Here is a 15,357-nt window from a genome sequence, read left to right on the forward strand (position 1 = left end):
TCCAAATCTTTAATCCTTGTTCTTTGCTCCAATAATCGTTGCTCCAAAAATTATTTCACAGCCAACAGATCTACCTGCTCAATAACCGGGGCGGTGGCTAATAGTTCGGGTGCTTTGGCCATTAGTGCCTGCGCTATTTGCCCGTCAAGATGCGCTTTGCGGCCTTCTTCGTGCTCAAAGGTATCAAAGATACCAAATGTTGACGGGCCCAGTTGCAGGGCATACCAGCTAACGGTATCGGGTTCCTGTTGTGCCAGCGGAAGGGCGCTTTTTATAAAATCGGCCACTTCTTGTTCTTTGCCGGGCTTGGCCTCCAGACGGACGAGTAATGCGAATTTAACCATGATTTTGTTTGTTTTGAGATAATGTATGGGTGGATATTTAATTGAAAACGTAGATATAACAATTCCCAGTGTCTAAAGTTCCGTTGGTTGTAAGCTTTATTCTTGTTCCGGAATTCCTTATTTCTTACTCCGAAAATCTTTACTCAAAAAAATCTGTAAGGATTTTTCTTCGGGTACGACTAAGCCGCAAAAGCACAGGAAAAATAGTTTAACCCGGAATATATTCATGTCAAACAATAATGATATCACCACCAATGTGTTAACAGAGCCAGGTAAATGGGTGGCTCAATATGCCGATTACTTATATACATATGCCTATACGCGTATTAACGACGAAGACTTGGCAAAGGACCTGGTTCAGGAAACTTTCCTGGCGGCTTTAGAAAAGCTCGATCAGTTTAAGGGCAACAGCTCCGAAAGAACCTGGTTAACGGCTATTCTGAAAAACAAGGTGATCGATGTATACCGTAAAAAGTCATCGGCTTTTGCCAAAAAAACAGATGTGGTAGAAGCCGAACAGGAACAGCAGGATTTTTTTGACCACGACGACGGCCATTGGAACGTAGAGCACCGGCCAAAAGCATTTGGGATTGAAGAGCAAGACCCTTTAACCAACAAGGAGTTTAATTACATCCTGCAAAAATGTTTGCAAAAGCTGCCGGCGCTCTGGCTTTCCGTATTTACCATGAAACATATGGATGATCAGACTACAGATGTTATTTGTGAGGAATTGAGGGTTTCGCCCTCAAATTTCTGGGTTATTATTCACCGCACCAAGCTCAACCTGAGGGCTTGTTTGCAAAAAAACTGGATTTAAAATAGGGGAGGAATATGGATGAACTAACAAAAATAGCGTATAACTGTCGCAAAGCCACTCATTTAATTGAAAAGAAGCTGATAGATCATTTAACGCTTCGTGAAAAACTGGAACTGAAGATACATCTGGCCGGTTGCTCGGTTTGCCGGGTCTTTGAACAGCAGAGCTCGCTTATTAATAAAATGGTACGCGATCTTTTCCATCCGGAAAAGATCACGGAACTTAAGCTGGATGAAGAGTATAAAAAACAGATGCAGGAACGTATTGAAGAAAAACTGAATAAGCATTGAGATAAATTTTACTAAACCGATATAGCCAGCAATGGGCTGGATAAATGAGCTGATAGGATTTACGCCCGGTAACAATTTACTTACAATATTTAATGAATAAAAAATAAGTGTATTAAATACACAATAAATGTTAATATTGTAGTAACCAATTGCTTAACCGGTAGTATTTTATCATTATATAGTGCTTTTTTATCATTGTGCGCTCATTACGAGATAATTGTGCCTGATGACGATGGATTTTGCCGGTTGATGGAATAAAAAATATCAACTAAATCTCACATCATGTCTCTCAAATTCAAACTCATCTGTATTTTATGGCTTGGGCTTAGCTTTTTGCTGTATTCGTTTAAAAAGCCGGCTCCGGGGCCGCGTGTATTGGTGTTTTCAAAAACACTGGGCTGGCATCATTCCTGTATCCCGTTTGGTATAGCAGCTATCCAAAAATTGGGTAAGGAGAACGGTTTTGAAGTGGATACTGCCACCAACGCCGCGCTTTTTACCAACGATAACCTCAAAAAATACCAGGCGGTGATATTTAACTGCACTACCGGCAATGTGCTTAATGCCGAAGAGCAGGCCGCCTTTGAGCGTTATATACAGGCTGGCGGTGGTTTTGCCGGTGTGCATTCGGCGGCGGATACCGAATACGACTGGCCCTGGTATGGTAAACTGGTAGGGGCATACTTTTCCAGTCACCCCAATAATTCCAATATTCGCAAGGCTACTATTGATGTTACCGATCGTACCAACCCCATCACGGCCAATTTACCCGCCCGCTGGGAGCGTACCGACGAATGGTATAATTATAAATCCATCTACAGCGGCATCCATGTGTTAGCCAGCCTTGACGAAAATACCTACGATGGTGGTACCAATGGTGCCGACCATCCCATTACCTGGTACCACGAGTTTGATGGCGGTCGCTCTTTTTATACCGGTTGCGGCCATACCGACGAAAGTTACAGCGATCCGCTCTTCTTGAGCCAATTACTCGGCGGCATCAAATACGCTATGGGGAATGGCAAGCCTTTAGATTATACCAAGGCTTACTCCAAAGTAGCGCCCGATCAGGGTCGGTTTGTGAAAACGGTATTGGTTAATAACATTGCTTCGCCCATGGAGTTGGCTGTTGCCAAAGATGGCCAGGTGTTTTTTACGCAGTTGTACGGTAATTTTTCGGTGTATAATACGCATACCAAACAGTACAAGGTGATCCATAAATTCCCCATTACTGATGATGGCGGAACGGGTGTTATCGGCCTCAATATCGATCCCCAGTTTGAAACCAATGGCTATGTTTATATCTATTATATGCCTGCCGGGCAAACCATCGAACCATTGAATTTTCAGCTATCCCGGTTTACTTTAAGCAAGCAGAACGTGCTCGATCTCAAATCAGAAAAGATTTTATTTAAAGTACCGGTTCAAAAGGTGAGCGGTGCGCATCATGGCGGTTCCCTGGCCTGGGATAAGAATGGTAACCTGTATCTTTCTGTCGGCGACAGCTCCAGTCCCTTCCCTTCAGATGGCTATGCTCCGCTGGATGAACGCCCCGGTCAGGAACATTATAGTCTGGACGCTCAGCGTAGCGCCGGTAATACCAACGATCTGAAAGGAAAGATCCTGCGGATCCACCCAGAGCCTGACGGTACGTATACCATCCCCGAAGGCAACCTGTTCCCGAAAGGTACACCTAAAACCCGTCCCGAAATTTATGTGATGGGCTGCCGTAACCCATACCGTATAGCCGTAAATCCCAAAACATCGGTGCTGTATTGGGGTGAGATAGGTCCCGACGCCGGGCACGATTCGCCACGAGGCCCGCGCGGTTATGATGAGTTTAATCAGGCCCGTAAAGCCGGTAATTTTGGCTGGCCGTATTTTGTAGGCAACAACTTCGCTTACTCGCATTGGGATTTTGCCACGGCAACGCCCGGACCTATGTTTGATCCTAAAGCACCGGTGAATAACTCGCCCAATAATACCGGTTTAAATGTTTTGCCTCCGGCGATGCCTGCCATGATCTGGTATCCTTACGCTGCTTCGGATGAATTCCCGGAACTGGGTTTGGGCGGCCGGTGCGCCATCGGTGGCGATTTTTATGAGTATAATGCTGCTAATCCTAATCCTAACAAATTCCCGGCTTATTATGACGGTACTTTATTTGTGGCCGACTGGATGCGCAACTGGGTGATTGACCTGAGGTTTGATCAGAACGAAAATTATGTGCGTAACGAAGCGTTTATGCCATCAACCGGCGATTTCAGACGGCCTATTGATATGCAGTTCGGGCCCGATGGTGTATTTTATATGCTGGAGTACGGTTCGGTTTATGGCGCGCAGAATGAAGATGCCCGCCTGGTGAAAATTGAATACAATACCGGCAACCGTGCGCCGATAGCCAAAGCGGCTATTACCGATACGGCCATGATTAACCTGTATCAGCATACCAAATACCTCACTGCAGAGTTAAAAACTATCCCGGTAAAAAAAGAAATAGCCGGCCAGGCACCGCTTACCGTAATGGTTAACGGGCAAGGCAGCCGTGATTTGGACGATGATGACCAGATCCGTTATCAGTGGCTTTTTGATGGTAAAATAGTTGGAGCCACCACTGTTTCAGCAACGCACATCTACACTAAACCAGGTGTTTATAAAGCTATACTTAAAGTAACAGATAAGGCCGGTTCGGTAGGCCGTGATACTATACAGGTGAAAGTGGGCAACACCGTACCGTCGGTAACTATTGCCAGTGCCGATAATAAATCCTTCATCTGGAAAGGTAAGCCATTTAAGTACAACGTGGTGGTAAAGGATAAGGAGGATAAAGTGATCGATCCGAAACGGGTGAAGCTGTTTTACATTTATAATCCGCAGCCATCCACAGATGGTAAAACAGTTAAAAGCCTGGCAGCCTTGTCGGCTTCCGAAATCAATTATCCGGGTAAAGCCCTGATGGCCGCCAGCGATTGTAAATCATGCCATACCATTAATAAGACTGCCGTAGGGCCAAGCTTTACAGCTATAGCCAACCGGTATAAAACACAAAAGGGCGCGACTGATAAATTGGCCAAAAAGATCATCAACGGCGGGGCCGGAAGCTGGGGAACGGAGCATTTGATGAGCGCGCACCCACAACTATCAACCCCGGATACCAAAGAAATCGTGCGTTATATTTTTTCGCTGACGGATAAAAAGAACAAAGTTATGCCGTTGCCCCTGCATGGCAGCCTGAATTTGAAATTTAACGATGCCGAACCTCGTGGTCAGTACACCCTGTTGGCATCTTACACCGATAAAGGCGGCAAGGTAGTTGGCCCGCTCACCGGTACCGATGTGGTTACCCTGCGCAACGCGGATGTAAAAGCGGTTTATGCCGATGAATTGAAAGGGTTTAACCGTTTCAAGAACGATCTATCAGCCGGGAACCATAAATCCTATGTAATGTTCAGGGATATCGATCTTTCGAACATTAAAAAGTTTATTTTCCAGTACGCCTCTAAAGAAGCAGCGGGTGAGATCGAGGTACGTATCGATTCGCAGGCCGGACCGGTGATTGGTTCCGCAGCTTACACGGAAACGGGCGATTGGAAGAAACTAGCTTCTGTAACCGGAGAAGTGCAGAAACCGATGAGCGGTAAACATGATATTTACTTTTTTGCCATTAAAAGAACCAAACCAAGCGAAGGCATTTTGAGTATTAAGGATATACAGTTTGAGTAACCTCATCCTCAACGGAGAAGAGGGATAAGGAATAATAACAAATAAAAAAAACATGTCATTGCGGAGCGGAGCGTGGCAATCTCCTCGCGTTCTCATCGGTGAGAACAGCTACAAGATTGCTTCGTCGTTCCTCCTCCTATGACATATGGAAGAGTATAACAACAATAAGCCATGAAAAAATATACCATCATCCTAAGCGCCTGTCTGGCACTCGGATCTTCGGTTTTTGCCCAAAGCGGCAAGCCACTTTTTACCAATGCTATAGGCGTACAGGCTTATACCTTTCGTAGCAGTATGCCCAAAGCCACTGTTGCGGTTTTGGATACTATCAAGGCCCTGGGTATAACCGAACTGGAAGGTGAGGGGTCAAAGGATATGCCCAAGGAACAATTTAAAAAGCTTTGCGATGAGCGAGGTATTAAAATTCCATCGGTTGGGGCAGGATATGACGATATTGTTAAAGATCCGCAAGCTGTAGTTAAGCTGGCTAAAACGCTGGGTGCAAGCTATGTAATGGTAGCCTGGATACCGCACAAAAAAGAGTTTACACTGGAGGATGCCAAAAAAGCGGTCGCCGATTTTAACCGCGTGGGTAAAATATTAAAGGAAAATGGATTGACCTTTTGTTATCATAGCCACGGCTATGAGTTTGGTAAGTACGGCGATGGTACGCTGTTTGATTACATCGCCAAAAATACCGATCCGCGATATGTATCGTTCGAGATCGATATCCTGTGGTCGTTTCATGGCGGGCAGGATCCTGCACAGCTCATCAATAAATACCCTTCGCGCATGAAGCTCATGCACCTGAAAGATATTCGCAAAGGCGTAGCTAACGACCTTACCGGCGGTACCGATACCCGCAACGATGTAGCCCTGGGAACCGGGCAGATCAACATTCCCGAAGTGCTGAAGGCAGCTAAAAAGGCGGGCATCAAACACTACTTTATTGAGGATGAAAGCCCGTCGTACAGTAAACAATTGCCGGTTACTATAGCTTATATAAAAAGTTTAAAAAATTAATATAAACATATGAATTTCAAACCTGTAACGAGGAGAACCATATTAAAAACTTTAAGTATGGCAGCAGGCGCTGCGGTTATCGGAAACCGTGCGGATGCAGCCATTAAGGTTGATAAAAATGTACACGGTTTTGAGTACTCTTTAAACATGAGCACCATCCGCGGGCAAAACCTGGGTTTTATAAAAGAGCTGGAAACGGCTGCCAAAGCTGGCTTTACTTCTGTAGAGATTTGGCTGGATACTTTACAAACTTATCTGAAAAATGGGGGCTCGGTAACCGAGGCTAAAAAAATCATAGACGGACTGGGCATCACTATTCAAAACGCTATAGGTTTTGCCCAATGGATAGTGGATGATGAAGCCGTACGCAAGCAGGCCCTTACCCAGTTACAAGGCGAAATGGAACTGCTGGCCAAATTAGGTTGCAAGCGGATAGCTGCCCCGCCGGCAGGTGCTACCAAAGGCGATATGATTAACCTTGATGTCGTGACAGAACGGTACAACACCATCCTGACCATGGGCAGGGACAGCGGCGTGATACCGCAGTTGGAAATGTGGGGAGGGTCGGTCAACCTGAAACACATCAGTCAGGTATTGTACGTGGCGCTGCAAAGCGGGCATTCCGATGCCAGGGTATTGTTGGATGTATTCCATATATACAAAGGGCAATCGGCGGTGGAAAGTTTGCAATTAGTGGGTAAACCTGCGCTGGAAATATTTCACGTAAATGATTATCCTTCAGGTATCAATCCCGTGGTGATATCCGAGCCCGATCGCGTTTATCCCGGCGACGGTGTAGCGCCCCTAAAACGTATTCTGCAACTGGTCAAACATCCCGAAAACCCGTTGATTATATCCTGCGAGGTATTCAATAAAAGCTATTATGCCCAGGATGCCCTGCGGGTAGCCCAAACAGCCCTGCGTAAAATGAAAGCAGTTACGGCGGATGTGTAGCGATATAAATGTTTGCCCCCGCGAGATTAGCGTAGCGTATCTCGTGGGGGGCATGTGGTAAGCTTTCTGCTTACTACTTCAGCTGAAAGCTGAACCATGTACACCACGGGCTGAAAGCCCGCGGCAGCGAAAATGGGCCTTAAATAATTGAAAATATTTTGAAATATGGTATTTATCAGTCACCTTTAATTAACCGGTTGCAAATCTCAAAATTCAAACCTAATTCAAAACCCAATTATGCCACACATTAATTTACCTTCGGAATTTCCGGGTATCAGGAGTCTGTTCATGTTCAGGCCCGAGACAGCAGCACCGCTGAATCATTTGGTGCAAACCTTATTGCATGACCCGCACCCTTCATTAAGCGCAGGTGAGCGCGAATTGATAGCCACGTATATATCCAGCTTAAATACCTGTAAATATTGTACCACCATACACGGCGCTATTGCCAAACACCAATTGGGCAACAATGCCGAAATAGTGAGCAGCGTAATTGCCGATCCGGAAACGGCCCCGATAAGCGACAAGCTCAAGGCATTGCTGAAAATCGCAGCAAAAGTACAATCCGGTGGAAAAAATGTTACTCCTGCCGATGTGGAACTGGCCCGTAACGTTGGAGCAACCGATGTGGATATTCATGACACAGTACTAATTGCGGCGGCGTTTTGTATGTATAACCGTTATGTGGATGGTTTGGCTACCTGGCAGCCCGATAATGCCGAATTGTATGATAAAATGGGTGAACAGCGTGCCCGCGAAGGATATTTAACCCCTCCGCCAAAAGTAACCGATATGAACTTAACCGAAACCGCATAACAACATGGCGCATATTAAATTAAACAATAAAGAACTGCCTGGCATTATTTGCTTATTGAACTATTGAAGAAGAGAAGGAACCGAAAATAATAGCGTCTTTCTGCTCGAATTTTTGTATATTTATATCAACTGCGGCCCGGATGTCTGTTAACAGACATTCGGGCTGTTTAGTTAAGGATAAAAAAAAGTCAAAAATCAATCATTTCGTATATAGTTATTTGATATTCAATAATTTAATACTTTTTAAACCTTTCAAAACCCATCAAAAATTTGTTAAAAAGTGTTAAAATGGCGTTAAAATTCTGTTAAAACGCATAATTATCGGGTCTTTTTACCCTGTTTTTGCCTAAAAAAGTGTTAAAATTTAAGGTTTAAAAAGTTTTTGCCCGACATAGCCTGTCGATTTTTAAGTTACTCCGGCAGCGATACTAAAATAAAATTCCTTGCATTTTTTATTTCTATATTTGCGTCGCTTTTGGTTCCCGAAGCCTTTAAGGTTTCTGGATTAAAAGGGAATCCGGTGTAATTCCGGAACTGTCCCGCAGCTGTAAGCTCTGTTAACCGCTATCCATTCTGTAGCCACTGTTTCGATATGATCGCGACGGGAAGGCCGGATAAGTGGGGAGTAAGTCAGAAGACCTGCCATTGCACCATATGTATTCATAGCTTTCGGGGATTGAAGCTGGGATGAAGGTACCTCACGTTGTGTGTATTTCCATTGATTATACCCTGTTTGCTGTTTGTTTAATTTTTTCACGAACAGAACGTATTGCAACACTTGTACAAATATTGGTACTTCCTGACGTTTATTATTTGCCTCACGGCAATGCAGGGCTTATTTTGTAGTAATGCCCGGGCGCAAGTGATAGATACCAGTAGTAAGAAATTGACTACTGATACGGTTAAACGTCATCACTTGAAAGAGGTTTCTATAAGTGCCGCACGCCTGTCTTTGCGCAATACATCGGCCACGCCGGTTCAAATACTTAAAGGTACTGATCTTGAAAAACTCAATAGCCTTTCGGTGGCCGATGCTATCCGCTTTTTTTCGGGTGTACAGATAAAAGACTACGGTGGCATAGGGGGCTTAAAAACAGTTAACGTACGCAGTCTGGGTACCAACCATGTAGCTGTTTTTTATGATGGTGTAGAGTTCGGCAATGCTCAGAACGGACAGGTAGATCTGGGTAAGTTCTCGCTGGATAACATTGAAGAAATAGATCTTTACAACGCTCAGAAAAGTACGATTTTTCAACCGGCTAAGGGCTTTGCTGCCGGGGCCTCTCTTTACCTGATGTCCAAGCAACCAAATTTTGAAGCGGGTAGCCGTACCAATGGTAAGCTCAGCTTTAAAACTGGATCATTCGGGTTGGTAAACCCATCATTCCTTTGGCAGTATAAATTGAGCGATAATGTGTATAGTAGCATAAGTACCGAGTTAACACACGCTAATGGGCGTTACAGGTTCAGAACAACCAACGGTGTTACCGGCTATGATACCACGGCAATAAGGCACAATGGCGACATTGACGCACAGCGTGTAGAAGCCGGACTGTATGGTAAGTTGAAAGATAGCAGTGCCTGGACGGTGAAAGGTTATCTATATCATTCGGACAGGGGATTACCCGGCCCTACTGTAAACAATAATTTCGACTCCAAGCAGCGACAAAAAGAAAAGGATGTTTTTATACAATCAAGCTATAACAAAAAGTTTAGTGAAAGCTATAGTTTAATGTTGAGTGCTAAATATTCAGATGATCATACACAATACTTCGACCCCACAATAACCACTACGCGAGGGTTGCTGGAAAATAAATATGACGAGCACGAACTATACCTGTCATCAGCTAATAAACTTCATATCAGTTCTTTTTGGAATGCGGCGCTCTCTGTCGATTATCAGCGCAATACGCTTGATGCTACCCAAAATGATTCGACAGTATACCGGTTTGTGCGCCCCACACGCAATACTGTATTAACAGCATTAGCTACCGAAGTTCTTTTTAAACGCTTTAACGCGCAGGCAAGCTTGCTGGGTACCTTTGTAAATGACCAGGTTGACACCCTACAGGCCGCGGGTAAAAAAACAAAATTTACACCTGCTGTACTGTTATCATGGCAGCCATTTGATAATCCCGATTTCAGGTTAAGGAGTTTTTACAAGAGTATTTTCAGGCTGCCAAGTTTTAATGATCTGTATTACACTTTTATTGGGAACTCTTTATTAAGGCCAGAGTATACCAAACAGTATGATGTAGGTTTTACTTATAATAAAACCTTTCAGCAGCATACCTTAATTTATTTTGCTATACAAACCGATGCTTATTACAACCAGGTAACAGATAAAATTGTGGCTATACCGGGTATGAACCTGGCGCGGTGGACAATGTACAACCTGGGGAAGGTACATATCAGGGGACTTGAGATCAATTCGCAGGCAACCTGGCAGTTGCCCGGCGAATTGTTTATCAATACTGGTATCAGCTATACCTATCAGAAAGCGATAGACGTAACTGATCCTACTGATACTTTTTATGGTCAGCAAATACCTTATACTCCCCTTAACAGCGGTTCGGTATTGGTTGGAGCCGAATGGCGTAAGTTCACTTTTAACTACAGCTATATTTATGTTGCCAGCAGGTACGATTCAAAGTATAATTCGCCCGAAAATTATTTGCGACCCTGGTATACCCATGACATCAATTTTTCTTATACCACCAATTATAACAAGCATAAAATAAAACTAACAGGCGAGTTAAATAATGTATTTAGCCAGGAAAATTATATAGCGCTCAATTTTCCGATGCCGCAAATTAACTATCGTTTTACCATAAGTTCAACTTTTTGATGTTATGAAAAATATAAATTACAAACTGCTTTACCTGCTATTAGGATGTACTCTACTGGTATACGGTTCGTGCCGCAAAGCTCAGCAACCCGTTCCTGAAGTGGTAACTACGCTGTTTTCGCCAGATCCCAGTAGTGTGGTGAAAGGCTTTTACCTGGTTGATGAAGGTAATTTGGGTTCAAGCAAAGCATCATTGGATTACCTGGATTATACAACAGGGCAATTCAGTAAAAACATATATGGTCAGGCAAATCCACAAGTGGTTAAAGGTCTTGGCGACGTAGGTAATGATGTAGGTATCTACGGTTCCAAAGTGTATATCGTAGTTAACAATTCCAACAAGGTTGAGGTGCTTAACCTGCATACTAATAAAAGGATAACTCAAATTGACATTACCAATTGTCGTTATGTTACTTTCCATAATGGTAAGGCATACGTAAGCGCCTATCTGGGTAAAGTGGGCGATCCAAAAGCCCCGAATGGCGCGGTAAATGAGATTGACACTACCACCCTGCAGGTTACGCGAACAGTGACTGTTGGTCGCCAACCTGAAGAAATGGCTATTGTGGGAGAAAAGTTATACGTCGCAAATTCCGGTGGCTATAGTCCCCCAAATTATGAGCGTACGGTATCTGTAGTGGATCTGGCATCATTTACCGAGTTGAAACGCATTGATGTAGCTATCAATCTGGATAGGGTAAAGGCCGATCAGTATGGCGACATCTACGTAACGTCCCGCGGCGATTATTATAACATCCCTTCAAAACTATTTGTGATCGATACCAAAACCGACCAGGTAAAAAAGGAATTTGATTTTGGGGTGAGTAACCTTTGGATAGATGGTGATATAGCCTATATGTATAGCTATGAATTTAGCCACATCACTGGTAAAAATACCACAACCTATTCGATGATTAACGTGAAGGACGAAACCGTACTGAATACAAAGTTTATAACAGACGGAACAGAAGCTCAAATAAAAGTTCCCTATGGCATCGCGGTAAACCCGGTAACCAAAGAAGTACTGGTTACAGATGCAAAAGATTATGTATCTCCGGGAACCTTATACTGCTTTAGTACAGCTGGAAAGAAAAAATGGTCGGTAATAACAGGTGACATCCCCGGACATTTTGCATTTGCTTATTAAGAAACAGAAAACCAATAAAAATGATAAAGATCAACTTAAACCACATGAAAAACTTGTCCTTGGGGCTTTTGCTCGGCATGGCGTTAATGTCATCCTGTAAAAAAGATAAATCAACCGATAACACAACTCCCGAAACACCTATACGCCCTATAACTGCCCAAAGCAAGGCATATGTAAACCAGCTGTTTGATTTTAATCCGGCCCCGGGTCAGTTTGACAATACAGGTATCGGCGATACCGTGGCGGCCAAAAGTACCTTAAACGGCGACCAGGGATTAGTAAGTCTGGGTGCCTGGGGGGGATATATCGTGGTTGGTTTTGACCACACAATTTTAAATGTACCCTATAAAGAGGATTTTATTGTTTACGGTAATGCCTTTGCCAATTTTTCGGAGCCTGGGGTAATATGGGTGATGCAGGATACCAATAACAATGGCAAACCCGATGATACCTGGTATGAGTTAACCGGTAGTGCCCAGTATAAGGACGGTTACACCCGCAATTACTCGGTTACCTATACCCGGCCTAAATGTGATACTTGCAGCGTGCCATGGAAAGACAATAAAGGCAAAACAGGTTTTGTAAAAACCAACATATTTCATAAGCAACCTTATTTCCCAATCGGCATTAAAGGCGATAGTTATACATTGAATGGTACGCTGTTGCCATCATCAAATATTAACGATGATGATCCAACATACATTACCAGTGCGGCTTATGATTATGGTTATGGCGATAATACAGCTGGCGGCGACAAAATAGATATTGATAACGCTATTGATGCCAAGGGTAATAAAGTAAACCTGAAAGGTATAGATTTTATAAAGGTACAAACTGGTATACTTTACAATATGGGCTGGTTGGGAGAGCAATCGACCGAGTTTGGTGGCGCAGCCGATTTAAGCATGCTTAAAAACTAAAATCAATAATTCTACCTGTCGAAAAACATAAAACCTGGAAAAATGAACACAAAAAAATCTACCCTTATAAAACTATTACCCTACATCTTCCCGGTATTACTGATGGGAATGGTAAGCTCCTGTAAAAAGGATGCCGCTATTAACACAACGAATGCAAATCAAACATCCGGAAAGCTCCAGGTTCGTGGCACAGGCAAATATGATAACGGATTTTTCCTGATAAATGAAGGCTGGTACGGCCATGGTACCGGAACCGTAAATTTTTATGACTTTGGCACAGGTTTAATCAGCGATAGCCTATTTACTAAAGAAAACCCGGGCAGAAACCTTAACCCGGCCAGCAGTACACTAGAGTATGGGACTATTTTTAATGATAGGCTATACCTGGTAAGCAAAGTTGGCGGCCCATTGGTAGTAGCCGATTCACATAGCTTACAGGAAATAAACCGGATTGCAGCCAAAAGTACCAATGATTTTAGAGCCTTTGTTGGTATTGATGCTAATAATGGCTTAGTAAGTACTAATTCGGGAATTTACCCTGTCAATCTGCAAACATTGGCGCTGGGTACTAAGCTTAGCGGTGTGACAGGGCAGGTAGGTGATATGATTAAAGCGGGTAACTATGTTTTTGTGTTGTCTCAATCCAATGGGGTAGTGGTGCTCAATGCATCTAACAATACAGTTGTTACCTCTATTGCGGGCATGCTCTGTGCGTTTGCCAAAACTCCAGATGGCGCTGTTTGGGCTGCCGGTGGTACACAACTGGTACGTATTGATCCGGCTACTTTGGCGGTACAAACCATAGCCGTGCCTTTTTCCATATATGGCTCCTGGGCGGCATGGCATCCAGGCTCTATTACCGCTTCAACTACCGAAAATGCTGTCTTTATAGCCCAAAACGCTACATTTTCCGGTGGAACGCAGATCTATAAATATACTGCTGCCAACAGTGCTTCATTTACTACTCCCTTTATAACATTGCCAACAGGCAGGGAGCTCTATGGTGCGGGAGTGGCTTATGATCCTGCACACAATCAGGTTATTGTTAATACGGTACACTCTGGTTTTACAACCAATTATAGTTTTAATGATCTGTGTTTTTATAACGCTTCCACAGGTTCATTGATCAATGATATTGCCTACACCGGATATTACTTTCCTTCCATAGCTGTATTTCATTAATTTTTTAGATATCAAAAATAACAAGCATGAAAAATAAATTCACTTTAAAACTGTCGGTATACCTTATCCCGGTATTGCTGACGATGATGATCGCATCATGTAAAAAGGATCACAATGTTAAAATAGCCGAGCCTGGTAAGTATGAGAATGGCTTTTTTGTAGTAAACGAAGGTTGGTTTGGCCATGGTACGGGCACCGTAAGCTTTTTTGATTACGCCAAAGGAACGTTAACCGATAGTATATTCACTAAGGAAAACCCTGGTAAAACATTAGACCCCGCTACCTCAAGCTTAGAGTTTGGTACAGTTTATAATCACAAACTTTACCTGTTGTCAAAAGCAGGCGGTCCTTTGGTAGTAACTGATGACCTGTCCCTGAAAGAAATCGGACGTATAGCGGCCGCTACTAGTAACGATTGGAGAGCATTTGTAGGAATTGATAACAACACAGGCTTGGTAAGTACAGGTGATGGAATCTATCCGCTTAATTTGCAAAATGTTACACTTGGTGGCAAGATCAGTGGTGTAGATGGAGAAGTAGGCGATCTGATCAAAGCGGGTAATTATATATTCGCGCTATCGCAATCAAATGGGGTAGTAGTATTAAATGCTACTACTTATGCCGTGGTTAAAACTATTCCCGGTTTAGAAGTTGCATTTGCCCGCAGTAAAGATGGTGCTATATGGGCAGCTGGTGGCGCTCAACTGGTGCGCATTGATCCTGCCACATTGGTGGTTCAAGCTATTACAGTACCATTTACTGTCAATGGTTCATGGGGTGCCTGGCATCCGGGTTCAATTACTGCCTCAACTACCGAGAATGCCATTTTTATAGCTAAAAATGGCCCTTATAGCGGCGGTACTCAAATTTATAAATACACAGCTGCAAATGCTGCTTCATTCACTACACCATTTGTTACTGTACCTGCCGGCAAAGAAATGTATGGTGCAGGATTAGCCTATAATGAAAAACTTAACCAGCTGGTAGTAAACACTGTAAAATCCGGATATGGCACTAATTATAGTGTAAATGACCTGTATTTTTATGATCCATCAAGCGGTGCTCAAAGTAAAGATATTTCATACACTGGCTATTACTTCCCTGCTACTTTTGTGTTTCATTAATACGTTTGAACAGTTATAACCTGTTTTAGTAAAGAAGGCTACCGGTAGGTGGTCTTCTTTAGTTTTATTGTTCATAGATTTGCCCGATAAGAATTAAAGAGATATATACTCTGAATAAAATGAACTCATCTGTAATTAATGAACAGAAATGGCATTTTAGTTTGGAGTA

12 protein-coding genes and 1 riboswitch are annotated in these 15,357 nt (G+C 43.3%); of the genes, 11 read left to right on the forward strand and 1 reads right to left on the reverse strand.

All coding sequences use genetic code 11. The features are described from left to right. Positions 1-50: 50 nt before the first annotated feature. Entirely contained in the window at positions 51-344 is a 294-nt protein-coding gene (locus BW976_RS22565; protein WP_076376779.1) for a putative quinol monooxygenase, read from the reverse strand. Positions 345-570: 226 nt separating this feature from the next. Here BW976_RS22565 and BW976_RS22570 point away from each other — a divergent pair, with 226 nt between their 5' ends. From BW976_RS22570 to BW976_RS22620, 11 genes are all read left to right on the forward strand, one after another. Then, on the forward strand, positions 571-1,161 hold the full coding sequence (locus tag BW976_RS22570) for a sigma-70 family RNA polymerase sigma factor (protein WP_076376781.1): 591 nt from the start codon (positions 571-573) through the stop codon (positions 1,159-1,161). A gap of 14 nt (positions 1,162-1,175) precedes the next feature. After that, positions 1,176-1,451: a hypothetical protein gene (locus BW976_RS22575; protein ID WP_076376783.1), complete on the forward strand. Its 276-nt coding sequence runs from the start codon at positions 1,176-1,178 to the stop codon at positions 1,449-1,451. A gap of 282 nt (positions 1,452-1,733) precedes the next feature. Continuing rightward, complete coding sequence (locus tag BW976_RS22580) at positions 1,734-5,174, forward strand: ThuA domain-containing protein (protein WP_076376785.1); 3,441 nt, start codon at positions 1,734-1,736, stop codon at positions 5,172-5,174. Between the two features lie 171 nt (positions 5,175-5,345). Next, entirely contained in the window at positions 5,346-6,197 is an 852-nt protein-coding gene (locus BW976_RS22585; RefSeq protein ID WP_076376787.1) for a sugar phosphate isomerase/epimerase family protein, read from the forward strand. A 9-nt stretch (positions 6,198-6,206) separates the two neighbouring features. Next, entirely contained in the window at positions 6,207-7,151 is a 945-nt protein-coding gene (locus tag BW976_RS22590) for a sugar phosphate isomerase/epimerase family protein (protein WP_076376789.1), read from the forward strand. A 237-nt stretch (positions 7,152-7,388) separates the two neighbouring features. After that, on the forward strand, positions 7,389-7,967 hold the full coding sequence (locus BW976_RS22595; RefSeq protein ID WP_076376791.1) for a carboxymuconolactone decarboxylase family protein: 579 nt from the start codon (positions 7,389-7,391) through the stop codon (positions 7,965-7,967). Between the two features lie 458 nt (positions 7,968-8,425). Continuing rightward, a riboswitch (cobalamin riboswitch) is annotated at positions 8,426-8,628 on the forward strand. Between the two features lie 165 nt (positions 8,629-8,793). Continuing rightward, positions 8,794-10,815 carry a TonB-dependent receptor plug domain-containing protein gene (locus BW976_RS22600; protein WP_076376793.1) on the forward strand — a complete coding sequence of 674 codons (2,022 nt, stop codon included), beginning with the start codon at positions 8,794-8,796 and terminating at the stop codon, positions 10,813-10,815. Positions 10,816-10,819: 4 nt separating this feature from the next. Continuing rightward, complete coding sequence (locus BW976_RS22605; protein ID WP_076376795.1) at positions 10,820-11,962, forward strand: YncE family protein; 1,143 nt, start codon at positions 10,820-10,822, stop codon at positions 11,960-11,962. A 20-nt stretch (positions 11,963-11,982) separates the two neighbouring features. Next, on the forward strand, positions 11,983-12,882 hold the full coding sequence (locus BW976_RS22610; protein ID WP_076376797.1) for a cell surface protein: 900 nt from the start codon (positions 11,983-11,985) through the stop codon (positions 12,880-12,882). A gap of 42 nt (positions 12,883-12,924) precedes the next feature. Then, positions 12,925-14,064: a DUF5074 domain-containing protein gene (locus BW976_RS22615; protein ID WP_076376799.1), complete on the forward strand. Its 1,140-nt coding sequence runs from the start codon at positions 12,925-12,927 to the stop codon at positions 14,062-14,064. A gap of 26 nt (positions 14,065-14,090) precedes the next feature. After that, positions 14,091-15,188, forward strand: coding sequence for a DUF5074 domain-containing protein (locus BW976_RS22620; RefSeq protein ID WP_076376801.1), 1,098 nt, complete (start codon positions 14,091-14,093; stop codon positions 15,186-15,188). Positions 15,189-15,357: the final 169 nt, after the last annotated feature.

The organism is Mucilaginibacter lappiensis, assembly GCF_900155965.1.
Taxonomy (GTDB): domain Bacteria; phylum Bacteroidota; class Bacteroidia; order Sphingobacteriales; family Sphingobacteriaceae; genus Mucilaginibacter; species Mucilaginibacter lappiensis.

Bases quoted from the DNA above. Each gene is read 5' to 3' on its own strand.
- BW976_RS22565 (WP_076376779.1), bottom strand. From the start codon at position 344: ATGGTTAAATTCGCATTACTCGTCCGTCTGGAGGCCAAGCCCGGCAAA.
- BW976_RS22570 (WP_076376781.1), top strand. From the start codon at position 571: ATGTCAAACAATAATGATATCACCACCAATGTGTTAACAGAGCCAGGT.
- BW976_RS22575 (WP_076376783.1), top strand. From the start codon at position 1,176: ATGGATGAACTAACAAAAATAGCGTATAACTGTCGCAAAGCCACTCAT.
- BW976_RS22580 (WP_076376785.1), top strand. From the start codon at position 1,734: ATGTCTCTCAAATTCAAACTCATCTGTATTTTATGGCTTGGGCTTAGC.
- BW976_RS22585 (WP_076376787.1), top strand. From the start codon at position 5,346: ATGAAAAAATATACCATCATCCTAAGCGCCTGTCTGGCACTCGGATCT.
- BW976_RS22590 (WP_076376789.1), top strand. From the start codon at position 6,207: ATGAATTTCAAACCTGTAACGAGGAGAACCATATTAAAAACTTTAAGT.
- BW976_RS22595 (WP_076376791.1), top strand. From the start codon at position 7,389: ATGCCACACATTAATTTACCTTCGGAATTTCCGGGTATCAGGAGTCTG.
- BW976_RS22600 (WP_076376793.1), top strand. From the start codon at position 8,794: ATGCAGGGCTTATTTTGTAGTAATGCCCGGGCGCAAGTGATAGATACC.
- BW976_RS22605 (WP_076376795.1), top strand. From the start codon at position 10,820: ATGAAAAATATAAATTACAAACTGCTTTACCTGCTATTAGGATGTACT.
- BW976_RS22610 (WP_076376797.1), top strand. From the start codon at position 11,983: ATGATAAAGATCAACTTAAACCACATGAAAAACTTGTCCTTGGGGCTT.
- BW976_RS22615 (WP_076376799.1), top strand. From the start codon at position 12,925: ATGAACACAAAAAAATCTACCCTTATAAAACTATTACCCTACATCTTC.
- BW976_RS22620 (WP_076376801.1), top strand. From the start codon at position 14,091: ATGAAAAATAAATTCACTTTAAAACTGTCGGTATACCTTATCCCGGTA.